14 protein-coding genes are annotated in these 12,475 nt (G+C 58.3%); 8 read left to right on the top strand and 6 right to left on the bottom strand.

Features of this window, described 5'->3' with window-relative positions:
• Positions 1–25: 25 nt before the first annotated feature.
• The 4 genes from QP965_RS07315 to dnaA form a co-directional block, all read right to left on the bottom strand.
• On the bottom strand, positions 26–595 hold the full coding sequence (locus QP965_RS07315) for a DciA family protein (protein ID WP_150850217.1): 570 nt from the start codon (positions 593–595) through the stop codon (positions 26–28).
• Positions 588–1,763, bottom strand: coding sequence for a DNA replication/repair protein RecF (gene recF / locus QP965_RS07310; protein ID WP_284844502.1), 1,176 nt, complete (start codon positions 1,761–1,763; stop codon positions 588–590). Before recF ends, QP965_RS07315 begins: the two co-directional genes overlap by 8 nt.
• Positions 1,763–2,944: a DNA polymerase III subunit beta gene (dnaN, locus tag QP965_RS07305; RefSeq protein WP_005325994.1), complete on the bottom strand. Its 1,182-nt coding sequence runs from the start codon at positions 2,942–2,944 to the stop codon at positions 1,763–1,765. The genes recF and dnaN overlap by 1 nt, the downstream gene beginning before the upstream one ends.
• Before the next feature lie 731 nt (positions 2,945–3,675).
• Positions 3,676–5,313 carry a chromosomal replication initiator protein DnaA gene (gene dnaA, locus QP965_RS07300; protein WP_005325995.1) on the bottom strand — a complete coding sequence of 546 codons (1,638 nt, stop codon included), beginning with the start codon at positions 5,311–5,313 and terminating at the stop codon, positions 3,676–3,678.
• 670 nt (positions 5,314–5,983) lie between these two features.
• Here dnaA and rpmH point away from each other — a divergent pair.
• From rpmH to QP965_RS07260, 8 genes are all read left to right on the top strand, one after another.
• Positions 5,984–6,127 carry a 50S ribosomal protein L34 gene (gene rpmH, locus QP965_RS07295; protein ID WP_003847033.1) on the top strand — a complete coding sequence of 48 codons (144 nt, stop codon included), beginning with the start codon at positions 5,984–5,986 and terminating at the stop codon, positions 6,125–6,127.
• Between the two features lie 3 nt (positions 6,128–6,130).
• A complete protein-coding gene (gene rnpA, locus QP965_RS07290) occupies positions 6,131–6,493 on the top strand; it encodes a ribonuclease P protein component (protein ID WP_284844503.1) in 363 nt (120 codons plus the stop codon).
• A 47-nt stretch (positions 6,494–6,540) separates the two neighbouring features.
• Positions 6,541–6,756 (top strand): membrane protein insertion efficiency factor YidD, encoded by a 216-nt coding sequence (yidD, locus tag QP965_RS07285; protein WP_005326014.1) that lies wholly within the window; start codon positions 6,541–6,543, stop codon positions 6,754–6,756.
• Between the two features lie 13 nt (positions 6,757–6,769).
• Positions 6,770–7,747, top strand: a complete 978-nt coding sequence (gene yidC, locus QP965_RS07280) for a membrane protein insertase YidC (protein WP_239279041.1) — start codon at positions 6,770–6,772, stop codon at positions 7,745–7,747.
• 29 nt (positions 7,748–7,776) lie between these two features.
• Positions 7,777–8,376: a 16S rRNA (guanine(527)-N(7))-methyltransferase RsmG gene (gene rsmG, locus QP965_RS07275; protein WP_040425466.1), complete on the top strand. Its 600-nt coding sequence runs from the start codon at positions 7,777–7,779 to the stop codon at positions 8,374–8,376.
• 10 nt (positions 8,377–8,386) lie between these two features.
• Positions 8,387–9,235 carry a ParA family protein gene (locus QP965_RS07270; RefSeq protein ID WP_284844504.1) on the top strand — a complete coding sequence of 283 codons (849 nt, stop codon included), beginning with the start codon at positions 8,387–8,389 and terminating at the stop codon, positions 9,233–9,235.
• 6 nt (positions 9,236–9,241) lie between these two features.
• Entirely contained in the window at positions 9,242–10,282 is a 1,041-nt protein-coding gene (locus QP965_RS07265) for a ParB/RepB/Spo0J family partition protein (protein WP_250411830.1), read from the top strand.
• Positions 10,283–10,370: 88 nt separating this feature from the next.
• Positions 10,371–10,868: a 2-methylaconitate cis-trans isomerase PrpF family protein gene (locus QP965_RS07260; RefSeq protein WP_284844505.1), complete on the top strand. Its 498-nt coding sequence runs from the start codon at positions 10,371–10,373 to the stop codon at positions 10,866–10,868.
• 9 nt (positions 10,869–10,877) lie between these two features.
• Here QP965_RS07260 and QP965_RS07255 read toward each other — a convergent pair whose 3' ends face one another.
• Together QP965_RS07255 and trxA are read right to left on the bottom strand one after the other, a co-directional pair.
• Positions 10,878–12,059, bottom strand: coding sequence for an N-acetylmuramoyl-L-alanine amidase (locus QP965_RS07255; RefSeq protein WP_284844506.1), 1,182 nt, complete (start codon positions 12,057–12,059; stop codon positions 10,878–10,880).
• Positions 12,060–12,146: 87 nt separating this feature from the next.
• Complete coding sequence (trxA, locus tag QP965_RS07250; RefSeq protein ID WP_284769093.1) at positions 12,147–12,470, bottom strand: thioredoxin; 324 nt, start codon at positions 12,468–12,470, stop codon at positions 12,147–12,149.
• Between the last annotated feature and the right edge of the window lie 5 nt (positions 12,471–12,475).

Genomic DNA, 12,475 nt, shown 5'->3' with positions numbered 1-12,475 from the left:
GCAGGTCTGAGTAAACCTCAGCCTATTAGCCGTAGGTATCTTGTGATCCTTGCGGTTTGACCCACTGCCGCCCCTCGTAATTGCGCCTTTGCTTCGGCCCGTGAATCCGCAGTTCCACAATGACATCGGGGCCCAGGCGGTCAGAGATTTTGCGCAGGATTTGCCGCTGCAGGTAGCGCAGCTCCGTTGCCCACGTGGAGTTATCGCAGGATACATAGACAATCTTGTCCTTAATCCGCTGCGGCTGCGTATGCGCGGCGATGCGCTCGCCCACCAGATGCTCCCAATTGCCCATCACCCAGCCATTAGCCAGATCATGCTCCCACCCACGATTGACCACCTCGCGGTTAATTTGGGATCCCAGGCTCGGCACGGCCAGCGTGCGCCGCTTCTTCCTGCCATCCGGGCCAGTGGGTAAGCCCCGTTGATAGCCCATATACCCCTGCTTTTGCGCCTTCTCCAGCGAAGGCACCGGCATCTTCGGTACCGGGCGGGTCAGCTTCGGCGGGTTTTTGGAGGTGGACCGAACCAGCTTGAAGTACTGGGTGACGGGATCGATGCGCTGCTTGCCGACGCCCCCTTGATCCTCACTCATTCCCTTCACCTTCCTCGGCGCTGAGCTTGGAAATGCGGCCGGTCTCGGTATCTTCTACGCTCACGCGGTAGCGCACGATGGGTTCCAAGTTTCCGGGCAAATCCTCATCCACGGCCGCGGTGATAAGCACCTGCTCGGCCTCGGCGGCCAAGTGGACCAGCTGCTTGCGGCGCTTGGCATCGAGCTCGGCAAAGACATCATCCAAGATGAGCACCGGATCGGATCCTCCCTCCTGGCGCAGGAGGTTGAATTCCGCCAGGCGCAGCGCGATGGCATAAGACCACGTCTCGCCGTGGCTGGCAAAGCCCTTGGCCGGCTGATCGCCCAGGTTGAGCACCAGATCATCGCGGTGCGGACCCACCAGGGAAATGCCGCGTTCGATCTCGCGCTGCCGGGCGGCGGCCAACTCGGTGAGCAGCACGGCCTCTAGCACCTCGCGATCGGAGGTATCGATCGTGGACTTATAGTTCACATGCGCCGGTCGCGATTCTGGCGCTAGGCCGGAATAGGCGGCGGGGATGTGGTCCAAGAGGGCGTCGACAAGCGCAAGGCGTGCGGCGATCACCTGGGCGCCAAGCCGGGCAAGCTGCGCATCCCAGGTATCCAAGGTGGCCAATGCGGCGGCGCCATCGCTATCGGAATAGCCGCGGCGCAGGCTGCCGGAGGCTGATTTCAGCAGGGCATTGCGCTGCTTGAGCACCTTATCGTAGTCAGCCTTCACACCCGCTAGCCGCGGAGTCCGCGAGGCAATGATGCTATCGAGGTAAGCGCGGCGCCCGGCTGGCTCCCCGCGCACCAGGGCCAAGTCCTCCGGGGAAAAGAGCACAGTTTTTACCACGCCCAGCAGCTCACGGGGGCTGCGCAGGCGGGTGCGATTAATCTGCGCCTGGTTGGCCGCGTGGGGCTTAATCAGCAAATGGGTAGTAAGCTCGCGGCCTTGGTTCACCGCGGTAATGGATACCCGCGCGCTGTCCGCGCCCTGGCGCACCAGCGGTGCATCGTGTGAAACGCGGTGGGAAGAAAGGTGGGCGGTATAGCCAATGGCCTCGACGATATTGGTCTTGCCAAAGCCGTTGCGCCCGACAAAAAGGGTGATCCCCGGCCCTAGCTGCACATTAAGTTCGGGCCACGAGCGAAAATCCCGAACATCGAGATCCCTGACGTACATTAGCCCGGCAGGCGAACCGGCATGAGCAGGTAGGTGAAGTTGGTCTCCGGTGTGGGGAAGTTGCCATCTTCATCGGCCTCAGGCAGCTCTTCCGGTTCTGGGATCATGATGGCTGGGCGCGAAGGCTCGGTAAAGCCGAAGACCACGCGGTCGGTATTGATGACCCCCAAGCCATCCTTGAGGTAGCCCGGATTGAAGGCGATGAGGAATTCATCGCGGCCATGGAATGCACACGGCAGGGTCTCGGTGGCGTTACCGGCATCCGCACCGGCGGAAAGGGTCACCTGGCCATCGGCGAATTCCATCCGAATTTGCGCGTTGCGATCCGTCAGCAAAGACACGCGGCGAATTGCTTCTTGAAGCGGAGCGACCTCAATGGAGGCAATATTGGTGTGGTTCTTCGGCAGCAGCGGCTGCACATTAGGGAAGTCCGCATCCAGCATGCGCGTGGTGGTCTCGCGATTATCCGCGTGCAGGCCAAAGAGGCCATCTGCACCAATATTGTCATCGGTGCCCACAGCGATTTCCACTGGGATATTCAGGTGCGGATCCAAGGAACGACCGGTTTCCTGCAGGGTCTTCGCCGGCACCAAGAGTTTCGCTTCTACATCCGGCGACTTCGGTTCCCATTCCAAGGTGCGCATGGCCAGGCGGAAGCGGTCCGTTGCCGTCATCTCAATGTCCTTGCCACGGATATCCATGTGCACACCGGTGAGCATGGGCAGGGTGTCATCCTTGCCGGCCGCGGCGGCGACCTGGTGGATGGCCTCGACGAATAGCTGCGGCTGGATGGTGCCGGTAACCTCCGGCAGGACCGGAAGCTGCGGGTAATCATCCAGGGGGATCAGTGGCAGCTCAAAGCGGGAAGAACCACAAGTAACCAGTGCCTTGGAATCTACCTGGGAGATCTCCACTTCCTTGTTCGGTAGGGAAGCGACGATGTCAGATAGGAGCTTGCCGGCTACCGCGATCTGTCCGGGTTCATCCACCATGCCGGCAATGCGGACGCGGGTAGAAACCTCATAATCGAAACCAGTGAACTCAAGGCCATTGTCATCCGCGGTGATCAGCATTGCGCGGAGCACGGGCTGGGTGACCTTGGACGGCAGGCTGCGAGCAACCCACGCTACGGCGTTGGCAAGGTCATCTTTGGCAACGCGAAATGACACGGCTTCATCCATGGTGCGAAGAGCTCCTCTGAGGCAAGTAGGAAATTTGTTACTTACAAAAGACTGGCTTCCAACTTACCGCATCGGGCGCGGTGCGCCACAACGTGTAATTCCATCTTTGCTCGCCCGATCGGCGCCTGGCCCAAGGCAGGCCGGGCCGAATTCCACACATCCTCTTTCTTCTATACAGATCAGAGAAATAATTTAGTAGTAGTAATAAGCGCTGTGGGATCTGTGGGTAACTAGGTAAATGACAAGTTCAAGCCGCAGATCCGGGGTGTGCTAATTCTTGTGATCTTGCTGTGATCAATCGGGGCGAATTGTGGACAACTAACGGGATCACCGTTTTATCCACAGGTTTTGTCATTTGATCACCGATCTACACACAGCGCTGATCACAGGGTGGTTCTCCCAGCATAGAGCCTGTGGAATTTAAAACTGTGAGTAAGATCTATGAATTACAAAGATGGAATTACACAAGTGTGAATAACGCTGTGGATAACTCTTTTCCCAGTTAATTGATTACTTTTAGTGGTTCTTCCGGGTTCTCTGTGGAATTACACGAGCGTGTGGGCGGCTGGCGGACGGTTTTGTTCCAGGTTCCGGTGACTTGGCTAAGGATCTCGGATCTTGTAGTTTGGTTCCACCTTCGCGTAGCGCGAGCAGAATCCGCGAACTGCCAAAGGGAAAACAAAAGCGCCCTCCTTTATATAAGGAAGGCGCTGCGGCAGTGGTGGAGAGATTTAGGCGCGACCGCGATTCTTGATGCGCTGGGTAAGCGCCTGGATCTCGTCGTAGGTATTGCGCTTTTCAGTCATCTCTTTGCGGATCTTGCGATCCGCATAAATGACGGTGGTGTGGTCCTTGCCGCCGAACTGTTCACCAATCTTGGGAAGGGATAGCTCGGTCAGTTCGCGGCACAGATACATAGCCAACTGGCGCGCATGCGCCACCGCACGCTTTTTGCCAGCACCGCGCAGAGTTTCTACATCAATATCGAAGAATTCTGCCGTGACCTCCATGATCGAGGTAGCGGTGATTTGCCGGTCAGCGGAATCCGGGGCCAAATCGCGCAACGCGATTTCTGCCATCTCCACGTTGATCGGCTCATTCACCAAGGAAGAATAGGCCGAAACGCGGATGAGTGCGCCCTCGAGCTCACGAATAGATGATTCAAAACGCGAGGCAATGAGCTCAAGCACGGAGCGATCCACTTCGGTGCCGTCATTGGCCGCTTTCTTCATCAAAATCGCGATACGCGTTTCTAGATCTGGCGGCTGAATATCGGTGATAAGACCGCCTTCAAAGCGGGTGCGGAGGCGATCTTCCAGCGTGGTTAGCTGCTTCGGTGGGCGGTCCGAAGACAAAATGATCTGCTTATTGGCTTGGTGCAGCGCATTGAAAGTATGGAAGAACTCTTCCTGGGTGGATTCCTTGCCCTCCAAGAACTGGATGTCATCGACCATCAGAATGTCGAGATTGCGGTAGCGCCGCTTGAAAGATTCCTGACGGTCATCGCGCAGGGAATTAATATAGTCATTCGTGAATTCTTCCGAGGACACATACTTCACGCGTAGACCCGGATGCAGTACCTGGGCGTAATTGCCGGCGGCATGCAAAAGGTGCGTTTTACCCAGACCAGAGCCACCCCAGATAAATAGTGGGTTGTACGCACGGGCGGGATTCTCGGCCACAGCCACGGCGGCGCCATTGGCAAAACGATTCGAAGAACCGATCACGAAGCTATCGAAGGTGTGCTTCGGATTGAGGGAAGTCTCACGGTTGGGATCGTGCGCCGGGGCCTCACGCGGGATGCGGGCGGAATTGGTGGCGGCACCGGAGAAATTTCCCGCGGATTCTGCCTGCTGTTGGTTATAGTGCTGGGCCAGCTCATCCAGGCTTGCAGGGGCGTGACTCGACTGCCAATTGTTCTGGGAAGGGGCCTGCTGTGCAGCGGCATCCGTTTGCTGCGGGCGCGGAATGTAATTCTGGGTAGATTCCGTGTTCTGCGGCGGTTGCGCTTGAGGAGGCTGCTGTTGTTGAGGGGGAGTTGCCTGTTGTGCAGGGTCCGCAGCCGGCGGCTGTGGCTCTTGCGGGGTGGCAAGGGTAACCGCAAAGGAACACGGCCGGCCCAGGTGGCGGGTTAGTGCCTTGGCAATGTGCTCGCCCAACTCATTTTCGACCACATTTTTGGCATCCAGGTTCTCGGCGGCGACGAGGGTGTAGCCCTCGACCATCATGATGGGACGAACCAGTTGGAGGTAAAGGCGCTGCGAGTGCGAAAAACTAGGGACCTCGGAATTGGGTTGCTCGGATTGTGCGAGCAGGTCATCAACGACCGCGCGCCAAACGGCATGCAGGTTCGCTTGTGGGTCAGTCACAACAGGCTACCTTTGTGGAATTTAGTCGGGGACGGGTGGACATTGAATAACAATTTTCACCGCGGATTCCACTGTGGTTTTCACATCGGTTTTTATCGAGTCACCTCGATCTCCACAGAGTTATCCACAGGTGTGGATGAAATAGTTATTCACAGCTTAGTTCATGACTGTGGATAACTCTTCATTGGCCAGTTTATGGCCTTACGCTGCGGAAACTACAAAAGTCTCAAGCGTTGATTTAGAGTTATCCACATGACCGGTTGGGCTGTGGAATTTGATTCTTCTGTTCTACCGCCGAAACGGCGGGTGTGTCTAGCGAGAAAAATTCACCACCCGGGTGTGGGTTGGGGTGGGTCTTACTGCGTGATGGATTAGGTGCAGTAAGAGCGCAGAATCTGGCCCTCTAGCTGCAGGAAAAAACATTTATGTAATTTCGGGTGTACCCGGGTGTCGATTTGTTTCCAGCGGCAGAAATCACGTAATCTGGCATGGTCTATTGCAACAAAGAGTTGCGCGTGAAAGTGACAGCGTCACCTCGCACTGGCTGGGCCCGTCGGCTAGCCGTGCACCGGAGAGACTGTGATGCGTCAGGTTCATGGAATCTATTCATCAGTGGGCGTGCCGCTGCACTGCGGTGGTGTGCCTACGCACAACTTCAAGGAGAATTAACGTGGCAAAGGGTAAGCGCACGTTCCAGCCGAACAACCGTCGTCGTGCTCGCAAGCACGGCTTCCGCACCCGCATGAGCACCCGTGCAGGTCGCGCCATTGTTGCAGCTCGTCGCAAGAAGGGCCGCGCAAAGCTGACTGCATAAGTTATGCTTCCAGCCCAGCACAAGCTCACGTCGCCGACGCAATTTCGGCGCACGATGAAGGGCAGTCGCCGGGCGGGCACTCGTACGGTCGTCGTGCATGCGCGCGACAACGCAGGTACGGACAAGACAGCCGATATCGCCGCCACTGGGCCGCGATTTGGGCTGATTGTTTCTAAAGCCGTCGGGAATGCAGTGGTTCGCCACCGCACCTCCCGGCGGCTTCGCCATGTGTGCATGACATTCATTCCCAAGCTGCCCGCCAGCGTGGACGTTGTCATCCGTGCTTTGCCCGCCAGCGCCACTGCTAGCAGTGAGCAATTAGAAAAAGATCTTGCCAAAGCACTGCGCAAGCAATGGGATATCTAAATTCCCGCGGGGAGGAAATTCCCCCAGCCAGAGGATTGGCCAAACCAATGGTCAAAGTGGTTCGTTTCTACCAAAAACATGTCTCTGGCCTTAAGATGGTATCGACCTGTCGGTTCGAGCCGACATGCAGTGCTTATGCCCTAGAGGCGCTTTCTCAACACGGCGCAATCAAGGGTACGGCGATGGCAATAGCCAGGGTCTGCAAATGCGGCCCCTGGCATCCGGGCGGATTCGATCCGGTCCCGGGTACCAACAACAATTGAGGATTAAACACTCGTGCTTAATATCATTTACTGGCCAATTTCGGCCGTTTTGTGGTTCTGGCACTGGCTGCTGTCCCTCGTAATGGACCCTACCTGGGGCATTACCTGGATTCTGGCCATTGTGCTGCTGACCTGGACGCTAAAGGCACTAATGGTCAAGCCGACCATCAGCCAGATTCGTTCCTCGCGCAAGATGCAGGAAATCCAGCCTAAGGTGCAGGAAATCCGCGCGAAGTACGGCAATGACCAAACCAAGGCCGCGCAGGAAATGCAGAAGGTCTACAAGGAGTCCGGCGTTCGCCCGATGGCCGGCTGCCTGCCGGTCTTCGTGCAGATTCCAATGTTCGTTGGTTTGTTCCACGTGCTGCGGTCCTTCGACCGCACCGTTGCGGTAGCCGGTGGCATTGGACATCCCAGTGGTGACCCTATGTCCGTTGAGGATAACGCCAACACCGCGAACTACATCTTTAAGCCGGACCTGGTCCAGCAGTTCTTGGATGCCAAGATCTTTGATGTTCCGCTGGTGACCAACCTGCGCTTGAACTCGCCGATTGTGGAGGGCGTAACCACTACCCAGGCAGCCGTCATCATCGTTCCGATGATCGCCGTCATTGCGGTTATGACGCACTTCAACGCCCGCATGAGCCTGAACCGCCAGGAAAAGCGCCGTGCTGCTGGCAAGACCCAAGCGCCGCAGGGGCAAAATGCGGAAATGATGCAGCAGCAAATGGCCATGATGTCCAAGATGATGCTGTGGGTCATGCCGGCCATGCTGGTCTTCTCCGGCTTCATCTGGCCGATTGGCTTGCTGTTCTACATGATGGCCAATACGGTCTGGACCTTCTTCCAAACCCGCATCGTCTATGCCAAGATGGACCGCGAGGAAGAAGAAGAGGAAGCCGCTAAGGTAGAGGCCAAGCGCACTTCCGCGCCTAAGCCGGGTGCCCGCAAGAAGGACAACCGCACCAAGAAACAGCGCAAAAACAAATAAACACGGAGGAGAACCCCATCGTGTCCGAGATGGACCCGTCAGTAGTATTCGGCTCCCGCTTGCCCCTCGCGCAGGCTTACCATGATTCGCTCGCTACAGACGGGTCCACTCGTGGTTTTATAGGCCCCCGCGAGGTGCCACGCCTGTGGGACAGGCACATTATTAACTGCGCCGTCGTCAAGCAGGCAATCCCGGAGGGCGCCACGGTTATCGACGTCGGCTCGGGTGCTGGGCTGCCCGGCATTCCGCTGGCCATCGCGCGCCCGGACCTGCAGATCACCCTGATCGAGCCGCTGCTCAAGCGCTATAACTACCTCAACGAGGTCGTAGAAGAGCTGGGCCTAGACAACGTGACGGTGCTGCGCGGCCGTGCCGAGGAAGGCCCGATTAAAAAGGCCGTGGCGGGAGCAGACGTGGTCACCTCCCGCGCCGTCGCACCGCTGGGCAAGCTGGCGAAATGGTCGCTGCCGCTCGTGCGCAAGGGTGGCGAGATGATCGCGCTGAAGGGTTCTTCGGTACACGAGGAACTGGAACGCGATGCCGCCGACATTAAGAAGGCCGGCGGTGGAAAGGCCGAGGTCAGCACCATCGAGGGAACCACGATCATTCGTGTCCCGCGCGTGAACTAAAGTAGACGGCATGACTAATCCGCGCCTTATCACCATTGCTAACCAGAAAGGCGGCGTAGGCAAAACCACCTCCGCCGCCAACTTGGCCGCAGCGCTAGCCACAGAGGGCAAAAAAGTGCTGGTGATCGATCTTGACCCGCAGGGAAACGCCTCCACGGCCATGGGCGCGGAACATAATTCCGGCACCGATTCCAGCTATGAGGTGCTCCTTGGGGACTGCACCGCCGAGAAGGCCATGCAGGCTTCCTCGCACAACGAGAACCTCTTCTGCATCCCCGCCACCATTGATCTGGCTGGCGCAGAGATTGAAATGGTCTCCTTGGTGCGTCGCGAATTTCGGCTCTATGACGCCCTGCATAATGGCTTCCTTGAAGAGCATGGCTTCGAATATGTCTTCATTGATTGCCCGCCATCGCTGGGTTTGCTCACCATTAACGCGATGACCTGCGCTGAGGAGGTCATCATCCCGATTCAATGCGAGTATTACGCCCTGGAGGGCGTGGGCCAGCTGCTGGGCAATATCTCCATGATTCGCGAGCACCTCAACGAGGATCTGCATATTTCCGCCGTGCTGTTGACCATGTATGACGCCCGCACGCGCTTGGCCGAGGACGTGGCCGATAACGTCCGCGAACAGTTCGGAGCCGTGGTGCTGGCCAATGTTATCCCGCGCTCCGTGCGCGTTTCCGAGGCACCGGGGTACGGTACTACGGTTATTGATTACGCTCCCTCGTCCACCGGTGCCCGCGCCTACCTTGCGGCCGCGCGCGAGCTTGACCGGCGGGGCGATTACCGCCCGCACCCGACCACCGGGGCGATTGGCGTGAGCCCACAGATTTACGCGGAATTGGAAGGATAGGAACTCATGGCAGAACAGAAGCAAGGCGGCCTTGGCAAGGGCCTAGCCGCACTCATCCCGTCCGGGCCTGATGCTCCTACCCGCAAGCCGCGCTTGGGCGATTCCGCCGCGGATATCATCTTGGGAAATTCCACCCCGCAGCCGGGCCGGAAGGGTGGTGAAGGCAAGCGCGTAAAGGGCGCTCCCACCATTCAGCAGGGTTCTGGCTCTAAGTCCTCCAAGAAGCGCCAGGCCACCCCGGCTCCTATCGGTGCGACCTACCGTGAGATTTCCATTGGGGATATCATCCCCAACCCGAAGCAGCCGCGCACGGTCTTCGACGAGGATGAACTCGGTGAGCTCGTCCACTCGATCCGCGAGTTTGGCCTGCTGCAGCCCGTGGTCGTCCGTCCTTCCGAGGAAGGCGGCTTTGAGCTCATCATGGGTGAGCGCCGTTGGCGCGCTTCCTCCAAGGCGGGCCTGGCCACGATTCCGGCCATCGTGCGCGATACCAAGGATGACAACCTGCTGCGCGATGCTTTGCTGGAGAACATCCACCGCGTACAGCTCAATCCCTTGGAAGAGGCACACGCCTACCAGCAGCTGCTGGAAGAATTCGGCGTTACCCAGAACGAGCTGGCGGATCGCATTGGCCGTTCGCGCCCGCAGGTGACCAATATGCTGCGCCTGCTCAAGCTGCCGGTAGAGGTACAAAAGCGCGTAGCTGCTGGTACCTTATCTGCCGGCCACGCGCGTGCGCTTTTGTCCTTGGATGACACCGAGGCCATGGAATACATTGCCAACCGCATCATCGCGGAGGGCCTGTCCGTACGCGCCACCGAGGAAGCAGTCACCCTCTACAAGCGCGATGGTAAGCCGGCAGAATCCAAGAAGAAGCAGCCGGCACCGCAGCCGCAGTACTTTACCGATTCCGCCGAGCGCCTGTCCGATCGCTTCGATACCAAGGTCACCGTGACCATGGGCAAGCGCAAGGGCAAGATGGTCGTGGAATTCGGTGACCAAGAAGATTTCGAGCGCATCATGACGCTCATCGAGGGCCAGCACTAAACTGGGGCGATGATCCTCGAGCCGGTACGCGAAGGCGCGCATTCACCGCCAGGCCGCGCGCAGTACCTTTTGGGAGCTGGAGGCCTCCGTGCTCGATCCCGCCTTTGAAAAAGAGGCGTGGCTGGCTACTACCCTGCTGTCTTTTGGGCAGTGCGGCTTTACCGTGGGCGAGGACGCCACCATTCTCTTTTGCTCCCGCGAGGATGCTGCCGGCGCCGCCAAGCTTCCCACCGCCCCCATTTCAGACGATGCGGAGATCATTACCTCGCTCTTCGTCAAAGCACATTTAATGGGGCGTGGCATTGAAGCAGTGCTTGTCGACGCCGCCATTATGCACCTTACCAACCGCGGCAGCACCGCCGTGGAGGCCTTTGGCTATTACGGCGATCCTGCGGCAGCGGCGGATTTCTTGGGCCACAAACCGGCCTATATTGGGCTGATGTCTTATGACACTTTGCGCTCCGCCGGCTTTGAGGTGGCCGCGGATCACCCAGTTCTCCCCCGCTTGCGGCTCGAATTGCCGCCCCAGCACGATACGCTCAGTGCGGCAGCCGCCGAAGATCTCCTAGCCCGCGCTTTGGCCTAGATTCGAGGCCTAGGACTGTTCGGCCTGGAGCAGCTCGGAGAACTTATAGGCGCCGGTTACGGCGGTGTCCTGCTCCATGAGGTACATGCGCTTTACGGCAATCACGATCGCCTCCGCAATGTCATCGCGGCGGGACGGGTTGGTGAGGATCTTTATGTCCTCTGGGTTGGTCAGGTAGCCCAGAACGATCTGGATGACCGGCATCTGCGTCAAGCGCAGCAGGTCCCAGGTGCGGCCGTGGTTGCCGCAGTCCAGCAGTTCAGTGCGCGCGACAATCTCGCGCTGGATGAACCCGGAGAGGGTCTCACCAATGAGTGAGGAGTTGCCGGATTCGGAACCGAAGTAGAAGGTGGCAACACCATTGGCCTTCTCATTGGGGTAGGAATCGCAGGCTAGGGAAATGACCATGTCCGCATCGAAGGCATTGGCCAGCTCGGCGCGGGACTTGACGTCCGCATCGGAGGTGCGAGGACGGGAGATGATGGTTTCCATGCCTGCGGCAATCATGCGCCCCTCGATGCGCTGGGTGAGGTCCCACAGGATTTCTTGCTCGGAAATATCACCGAAGCGACCCTTGACCAGCTGGCCGGCGTCGCCGCCGCTCAAGGCGGGATCGATGACAACGCGCTTGCCCGCGAGTTTTGGTCCGGCGTTGCGGACGCGCTCACGCTCTTGGATATTGTGCGCGGAACCGCCGGTGATGCGGCGGCCAAGCAGCCCAAGGGCGCGGATGGTGGCGGGGCCGCACACACCATCCTCCTGCAGGCCGCAGTTGTGCTGATATTCCTTCAGTGCCGCGTGGGTATTGGTACCGAAGTGGCCGTCTACACGCTGCTGGTAGAAGCCGAGCTCCTGCAGTTGTTGCTGGAGCTGCGAGATATCGTCACCCACCAGCTCATTCGCAGGCTCGTAGCTAAGTACGCGGCTGCCGAGCGTGTACGAGGCTTGGCGCAGTTCGCGCAGGGTGAGATCGTCGATCTCGCCCGTGGGCACGATACCGCGGGATTGCTGGAAGGCCTTGAGGGCTTCAGACAAATTGGCATCAAAGCTCTTGTCGCTCTCGGAGTACTTCTGCTTCTTCCAAGCCGAAAGTTCCCCCTTGAAATCTGACAAGAGGCCGAGACGGGCCAAGGTAGCGCGAGCCTCAGCTACACGCACGCTTGTATCGCCGACTCGAAGAACGCGGTTCACGCCTTATACCCCTTTCACAGCCCGCTTTAGTTAGGGCCGCATTCCAGAATTTCTACACGCTTAATCTAATAGGAATTAGATTAACAGTTAAAGCTGCTTTTTCACTTGCGCCACGATGTCATCTTTAGAACGCAGACCTACAAATTCGTCTACCTTCTCGCCGTGGTTGAAAATCAGCACATTTGGGATGGACATGATCTGGAACATGGCGCCTAGGTTGCGCTCTTCATCGACGTTGACCTTGGCGATGGTGACCTGGCCTTCCAGCTCCTCCGCTACCTCTTCCAGGATGGGGGAAAGCTTCTTGCAGGGGCCACACCACTCGGCCCAGAAGTCAACGACGACGGGCTTATCGGACTCGATGACGTCCTTACGGAACGTATCGGTGGTTACATTCTTTACGTTGCTCATACTGA

Source organism: Corynebacterium sp. MSK074 (assembly GCF_030229735.1).
In the GTDB taxonomy this organism is placed as follows: Bacteria; Actinomycetota; Actinomycetes; order Mycobacteriales; family Mycobacteriaceae; genus Corynebacterium.
The sequence above is the reverse complement of the archived record's forward strand: the minus strand, read 5'-3'. Positions and strand labels throughout refer to the sequence as shown.

Bases quoted from the DNA above. Each gene is read 5' to 3' on its own strand.
- rnpA (WP_284844503.1), top strand. From the start codon at position 6,131: ATGCTTCCAGCCCAGCACAAGCTCACGTCGCCGACGCAATTTCGGCGC.
- dnaN (WP_005325994.1), bottom strand. From the start codon at position 2,944: ATGGATGAAGCCGTGTCATTTCGCGTTGCCAAAGATGACCTTGCCAAC.
- QP965_RS07270 (WP_284844504.1), top strand. From the start codon at position 8,387: ATGACTAATCCGCGCCTTATCACCATTGCTAACCAGAAAGGCGGCGTA.
- QP965_RS07315 (WP_150850217.1), bottom strand. From the start codon at position 595: ATGAGTGAGGATCAAGGGGGCGTCGGCAAGCAGCGCATCGATCCCGTC.
- trxA (WP_284769093.1), bottom strand. From the start codon at position 12,470: ATGAGCAACGTAAAGAATGTAACCACCGATACGTTCCGTAAGGACGTC.
- yidD (WP_005326014.1), top strand. From the start codon at position 6,541: ATGGTCAAAGTGGTTCGTTTCTACCAAAAACATGTCTCTGGCCTTAAG.
- rsmG (WP_040425466.1), top strand. From the start codon at position 7,777: ATGGACCCGTCAGTAGTATTCGGCTCCCGCTTGCCCCTCGCGCAGGCT.
- QP965_RS07265 (WP_250411830.1), top strand. From the start codon at position 9,242: ATGGCAGAACAGAAGCAAGGCGGCCTTGGCAAGGGCCTAGCCGCACTC.
- recF (WP_284844502.1), bottom strand. From the start codon at position 1,763: ATGTACGTCAGGGATCTCGATGTTCGGGATTTTCGCTCGTGGCCCGAA.